General features: G+C 62.2%; 5 protein-coding genes and 1 pseudogene. 5 read left to right on the top strand and 1 reads right to left on the bottom strand.

All coding sequences use genetic code 11. The features are described 5' to 3' along the window. Positions 1-576: 576 nt before the first annotated feature. Entirely contained in the window at positions 577-1,893 is a 1,317-nt protein-coding gene (locus AHiyo1_RS12145) for a hypothetical protein (protein WP_113990650.1), read from the top strand. A gap of 105 nt (positions 1,894-1,998) precedes the next feature. On the opposite strand, the gene AHiyo1_RS12140 is transcribed toward AHiyo1_RS12145, so the two are convergent. Then, positions 1,999-2,424 carry a phage holin family protein gene (locus tag AHiyo1_RS12140; protein ID WP_059388735.1) on the bottom strand — a complete coding sequence of 142 codons (426 nt, stop codon included), beginning with the start codon at positions 2,422-2,424 and terminating at the stop codon, positions 1,999-2,001. 120 nt (positions 2,425-2,544) lie between these two features. Here AHiyo1_RS12140 and AHiyo1_RS12135 point away from each other — a divergent pair, with 120 nt between their 5' ends. The 4 genes and pseudogenes from AHiyo1_RS12135 to AHiyo1_RS12120 form a co-directional block, all read left to right on the top strand. Then, positions 2,545-3,663 (top strand): histidinol-phosphate transaminase, encoded by a 1,119-nt coding sequence (locus tag AHiyo1_RS12135; protein ID WP_059388734.1) that lies wholly within the window; start codon positions 2,545-2,547, stop codon positions 3,661-3,663. A 143-nt stretch (positions 3,664-3,806) separates the two neighbouring features. Next, positions 3,807-5,015 (top strand): pyruvate dehydrogenase (acetyl-transferring) E1 component subunit alpha, encoded by a 1,209-nt coding sequence (gene pdhA, locus AHiyo1_RS12130; RefSeq protein ID WP_059388733.1) that lies wholly within the window; start codon positions 3,807-3,809, stop codon positions 5,013-5,015. After that, positions 5,015-5,994: pseudogene (locus tag AHiyo1_RS12125) on the top strand (alpha-ketoacid dehydrogenase subunit beta). Before pdhA ends, AHiyo1_RS12125 begins: the two are co-directional and overlap by 1 nt. A 57-nt stretch (positions 5,995-6,051) precedes the next feature. After that, on the top strand, positions 6,052-6,301 hold a 250-nt coding region (locus AHiyo1_RS12120; protein ID WP_340639318.1), incomplete at its 3' end, for a biotin/lipoyl-containing protein.

Genomic DNA, 6,301 nt, shown 5'->3' with positions numbered 1-6,301 from the left:
TCGGCTCCGGCGACGCGGCGAGGGCCAGGCGTCCAGAGGGCGTACGGGTAACAGCGGCGGCGACGGTTTCAGGCATGGGGCAATTCTTTCATGAACTCGGCTCGCGCCCTTAAGCCGGACTTCTCTATGTGAATAACGTCGCAGCTTGCCCTCCCCGACCACGTTTCCTACAGGTTATCCACATAGCCCATCACGGCGGTTCCGAGCTGTCGGGGCACAACGTAGCGTCGGTGCCACAACATCAATGGACACGGAGGAGGGCAACGTCTTGAGCGGCATTCTTATGGCGGCCGGAGGAACGGATCTGGATTCGCAGCAGTGTATTTCACGAGGCGCGGAGATCCAGAGGCTCGGATGGCGGATGAGGATCTGCGCCGACCAAGCCGATGCCGTTCTTGCAAGGCTTGCTCAGTTGCAACTCGAGCAATGGGAGTCGCCGGCCGGCCGTGCCTACCGGACCACGCTGGCTTTTCAGGCCGCCTCCCTTCGAAGGGGGCGTGATGCCTTGCATGAGGCAGCTGAAGCGACCCTTCGCCATGCCCAAAATGTGGCTACGAAACTCCAGCCTGGCTTCTGATGGCCGAGGTCGCTCCTATCGGCGCGGGCGGAACACCCCACCCCCGAGCACCCGAGCCGGATGGCACATTGCGGATACGCGGCGGAGTCGGGGGAATCCATTTCCAATTCGAAGAGCTGCTTGCTGGCGCCGCCGCGCTGGACGCACTGGTGCTCCAACTGCAGGCCATTGAAGTGGAGGCTGAAGCGGTGAGGGTGGCTCTCTTCCCGCACCAGGCCTCGTCCTATGCGAGCGGCAGCAACGCAATCATCGCCGTTGGTGAGAGCGGCCGGGACGTTGGACGCGTCCGCGAACAGCTTCAGCTGATCGGCAACGGGGTCAGGGCGAGCCATCGTGAATACGAGTTTGCGGAATCACATGCGGCGATCAGGTTGCGGATGGGATTGGGAATGCCAGGTCCTGCGACTGGTCCTGCTCCCCTCGACGTTGGCTTGAGGGGCGCCACCGAAGGAGCCGTGCGGGACCTGACCCGGATATTGGAGCTGCTGGTGGGGATACCGCCGGCCGCGGCCAACCTTGCAGGGGCAATCGTCGGGCCCACTGATGTCGGTGCAGTCCTGAGAGCGATCGTCGCGATTCCCGCACTGGCTTTCCTCAAGCCACGTCCCATTACGGTCAGCCGGGGAGAGTCAACCACCAAGAGCGTGGACCTGTCGGCAGCAGGAATGCTCAGGGAACTGGATCACGTCGGCGCCACGTCGGAGGGCGAAATTGAAGTGATGCAGGTAGATAAGGGCGGCGAACGGGCATGGGTGGTGCTGATTCCGGGCACCCAGCCAGGCAACCCGCCGGGAGGGGGAAATCCATTGGACGAGGCCGGGATTGCCGAAGCGCTGGGTTACAACTCGACGGAAACCAGCAAGGCCATCCGTCAGGCGTTGCTCGAGGCTGGCGCCGCGGCCGGCGAAACGGTGGTGGCAGTCGGCCACAGCCAAGGCGGAATCCACGCCATGAACCTGAGCAAGGACAAAGCGTTCCTCGCCGAGTATGACCTCAAGTTTGTGGTGACAGCTGGATCACCCGTCGGCGGGATTACCCCGCAGGCCCGCATCGGGAGCCTGCACTTGGAGCACGAACAGGATTGGGTACCCGGCGCGGAAGGCAAAGCGAATCCGGACACCAAGGACAGAGTCACGGTCACCATGACCAGTCCGGTGATCCTGGAACCGGTGAGGACCCAGGCATTGGGCCGGCACACAAGCTCTCACGCTATGAGGAAGGGGCGAAGCTGGTGCAGCTCAGTTCCGATCCTTCACTGGCCGCTTCCACTGCCGCTCTGGGCGGGATACTGGGCGCCGGAGGAGTGGCCAAGGTGAGCCGGTTCAAGCTGAACCGCGAAGCGCCCCCGGCCCCTCGGGGAGGGCGGTGAGGAAAGCCGAGGAACATGCTGGCGAAGGCCACTTACGGCCTCTCACGGCCTGTTACCGCCTACCGCCTGGAATCCAGCTGGCCACCATGGAGATCAGGCTGATGATGATCGCCGCGAGAACTGCGGTCCAGAAGAAACGGTCGATGGTGAGGTGTACCGGCGTGTAGCTACTGAGCCAGGCTGTCAGGGACAGCATGGCCGCGTTGATGACAATCGTGAACAAGCCGAGGGTGAGGATCGTGATCGGAAGGGAGAGTAGCTTGACCAGAGGCCGCACGAAGGCGTTGACGATGCCAAAAATGAGCCCTATGAAGAGATAGGCAAGAACCACGCCCAAAGTGTCGCCCCCTTGAGTGACCCCCGCGTTGCTTACCGCATTGGTAGTTGCCGACGTGGAAATATCCATCCCAGGCAGAATCCAACTGGCAACCCAGAGGGCCAGTCCGTTGATCAGGACACGCACAATGAATGAACCCATACGCCCATGCTTTCACACGCGCCGGTTTCACACGCGATCGTTTTCACATGCGCCGGTTTTCATGTGCACAGGCCAAGGGGCTTCGAGCATGGCCCGAAGCCCTGCAAGTAGGCTGGTGCCATGAATTCTTCTGACAACGCACCGGAGGGCGTGCGTCCCCGCCCGGTGGTGGACAGGCTCCCCAAATATGCCGCAGGCAAGCCGCCCGCCGCGATTGAGGGCCTGACCAGTTACAAACTGTCGTCCAATGAAAACCCGCTACCCCCGATCCCCGCCGTACTCGAGGCGATCGCTGATCAGTCGGACATCAACCGGTATCCGGACCCGCTGTCCACCAAGCTGCGCACGGCGCTCGCTGACTTCCTGGGAATTCCCGCTGACGACGTTGTCACCGGGGCCGGAAGCCTCGGGGCCCTCAACCAAATCTTGTCCACCTTTGCCGGACAGAACCACGACGGCAAGTCTGATGAGGTCATCTACGCCTGGCGTTCCTTCGAGGCCTACCCCATTTCCGTAGGACTGGCCGGTGCCGAGAGCGTCCAGATCCCGTTGCTTTCCGATGGGCGTCACGATCTCGAGGCCATGGCGGCCGCCGTGACCGTCCGCACCAAGGTGATCTTGCTTTGCACGCCGAACAATCCCACGGGTCCCATCCTCACGGACGAGGAAACTGAACGGTTCATCCAGTCGGTTCCGGCGGGCGTCGTCGTGGTCATCGATGAGGCCTACCAGGAGTTCGTCAGGGACGAGAACGCCGTGGACGGCATCAAGTTGTACCGCAAGTACCCTAACGTCGTGGTCCTCCGTACCTTTTCCAAGGCTCACGGCCTTGCCGGGCTGCGCGTTGGATACAGCGTCTCCGGTCCGGATCTCACCCAGCACCTGCGCGTCGCTGCCACCCCATTTGCTGTCTCGCAGATTGCGGAACGCGCCGCCATTACTTCGTTGGAGAATTTCGACCAAGTTGTTGAAAGGGTACAAAGCCTGGTGGACGAGCGGGACCGGGTTACCGCGGGACTTCGCGAGCTCGGATGGTTCGTGCCCGATGCCCAAGGCAACTTCGTATGGCTGAATCTTGGCGAGAATAGCGCCGAATTTGCCGGACTGGCAGGCGAGCGGGCGTTGTCCGTGCGGGCCTTCGGCAACGAAGGTGTCCGGGTCAGCATTGGAGAGGTCGAGGCCAATACTCGATTCCTGGAACTCTGTGCGTCCTATACAAAAGCGCCGCTGCCTTCCTAGCGGTTAACAAATGCCCCTGCGTCCCTTACTGCGGATAAAGTAAGGGACGAAAGCCAAGATATGCCGATTCCGGAATGCATTCCGGAATCGGCATATATCAGCGAATATTGCTCAGCATCGGCTGTGGCAGGCAAGGAGACGGAATGGGCGCAACTCAATTGCCCACCCCCGGGATCAACGGAACGGGACTGGATCAGCAGTCTCCTGCGGGAGGCGCTTCGAGCGATCCCGCGGCCGACATGATCCAGCTGCTGGGGCCGGACGGCAAGCTAGGGACAGATCCAGTCTTCTCGGACTACGCCAAGCGCCTTGATCCTGAGCAACTCCGGGGCTTCTATGCCGACATGGCCAAGGTCCGCCGCTTCGACCAGGAGGCCACTGCACTCCAGCGCCAAGGCGAGCTGGCACTTTGGGTTCCCCTCACCGGCCAGGAGGCCGCCCAGATCGGTTCCGGGCGGGCTACCCAACGGCAGGACTACATCTTCCCGACGTACCGGGAACACGGCGTCGCATTGACCCGCGATGTGGACCTGGCGGAACTCCTCAAGTTGTTCCGCGGAATTTCGAATGGTGGCTGGGATCCCACCGAGAACAACTTCCATCTCTATACCCTCGTCCTTGCGGCCCAGACGCTGCACTCCGTCGGTTACGCCATGGGAATCCAGCGCGACCAGAAGCTTGCGGAAGCCAATGGTTCCAACGACCCGAAGGCTGCTGTGGTGGCCTACTTCGGCGACGGTGCCAGCTCCGAAGGCGACGTCCACGAATCCATGGTCTTCGCGGCTTCCTACAATGCTCCCGTGGTGTTCTTCTGCCAGAACAACCACTGGGCCATCTCCGTCCCTACCGAGGTCCAGACCAAGGTTCCGCTGTTCAACCGGGCCAAGGGATACGGCTTCCCGGGCATCCGCGTTGACGGCAACGATGTCATCGCAGTCCATGCGGTCACCGAGTGGGCGCTTGAGCACGCACGGGAAGGCCGCGGCCCGGTGCTCATTGAGGCATACACGTATCGCGTTGGTGCCCACACGACGGCGGACGACCCCACCAAGTACCGCGAATCCGCCGAGGAGATTTCATGGCGGGGCAAGGATCCCTTGGATCGTCTTGAGAAGTACCTCCGCAACGAGGGCCTCGCCGACGAAGCTTTCTTTGAGCAAGTCAGGGTCGACGGCGACAAGCTCGCCGCTCACGTCCGCAGCACCACGCAAGGCCTGCAGGGTCCCAACTTCCGCGAGTCATTCGCGGGTGTCTATGCCGAGCCGCACCCCTTGGTGGCCGAGGAACTTGCTTGGTTCGAGGAATACTCCGCCGGATTCGAAGGCAACGAGGAAGAGGGGGCAGGCAACTGATGACCACTATGACCATTGCCAAGGCCATCAACGAAGGCCTGCGTGCCTCGCTCACCAATAACCCGAAGTCCTTGCTCATGGGCGAAGACATCGGCCCGCTGGGCGGCGTCTATCGCGTGACCGACGGACTCATCAGGGAGTTCGGCGCAGACCGGGTGGTGGATACCCCACTGGCTGAGTCCGGCATCGTCGGCACGGCTATTGGCCTCGCCTTGCGCGGCTACCGTCCCATCTGCGAAATCCAGTTCGACGGTTTTGTGTTCCCCGGGTTCAACCAGATCACCACCCAATTGGCCAAGATGCACTCCCGCAGCGGCGGCAAGTTGACTGTCCCCGTAGTCATCCGCATTCCTTACGGTGGCGGCATCGGCTCGATCGAACATCACTCGGAATCACCGGAAGCACTGTTCGCCCACACCGCCGGCTTGCGCATCATCACCCCGTCCAACGCCCACGACGCCTACTGGATGATCCAGCAGGCCGTTGACTGCACGGACCCGGTCATCTTCTTCGAGCCCAAGCGCCGCTACTGGCTCAAGGGCGAGGTGGATACCGAGAACGCCGGATTGGCTTCGGACCCCTTCCAAGCGCACGTCCTGCGCGAAGGTTCCGACGCCACCATCGTGGCGTACGGGCCGCTGGTACCGGTCGCGCTGGCCGCAGCAGCGGCCGCGGAAGAGGACGGGCACAGCATCGAAGTGATCGACCTGCGCTCGATTTCGCCCATCGACTTCGACACCGTCACGGCTTCCGTCAAGAAGACCGGCCGCTTGATCGTTGCCCACGAGGCACCGACGTTCGGAGGGATCGGCGGCGAGATGCTGCGCGGATCAGTGAGCGTGCTTTCCTGCACCTGGAGGCTCCGGTCATCCGCGTGGGCGGTTTCCACATGCCATATCCCGTGGCGAAGGTGGAAGAGGACTACTTGCCGGACATCGACAAGATCCTCGAAGCCCTGGACCGTTCCCTGGCCTACTAGCCGCCCCTGATTGCACCCGCCGCCACGCGGACGGGCCAGCCGAGATCGAGGACCTAAGTGACTGTTAAGAAATTCAACCTGCCGGATGTCGGCGAAGGCCTGACCGAGGCGGAAATCGTCTCCTGGAAGGTCAAGCCCGGCGATACCGTGGCCATCAACGACGTCATCTGCGAGATCGAGACCGCCAAGTCCCTCGTGGAATTGCCGTCCCCGTATGCCGGCACCGTGGCGGAATTGCTCGTTGCCGAAGGCATCACGGTTGAAGTAGGGACCGCGATTATCGGAATTTCGGACAATGCGCCGGGTG

It is taken from the genome of Arthrobacter sp. Hiyo1, from assembly GCF_001263615.2.
Lineage (GTDB): Bacteria > Actinomycetota > Actinomycetes > Actinomycetales > Micrococcaceae > Arthrobacter.
Note: the sequence above shows the minus strand (reverse complement) of the source record. Positions and strands in the feature narration are given on the sequence as shown.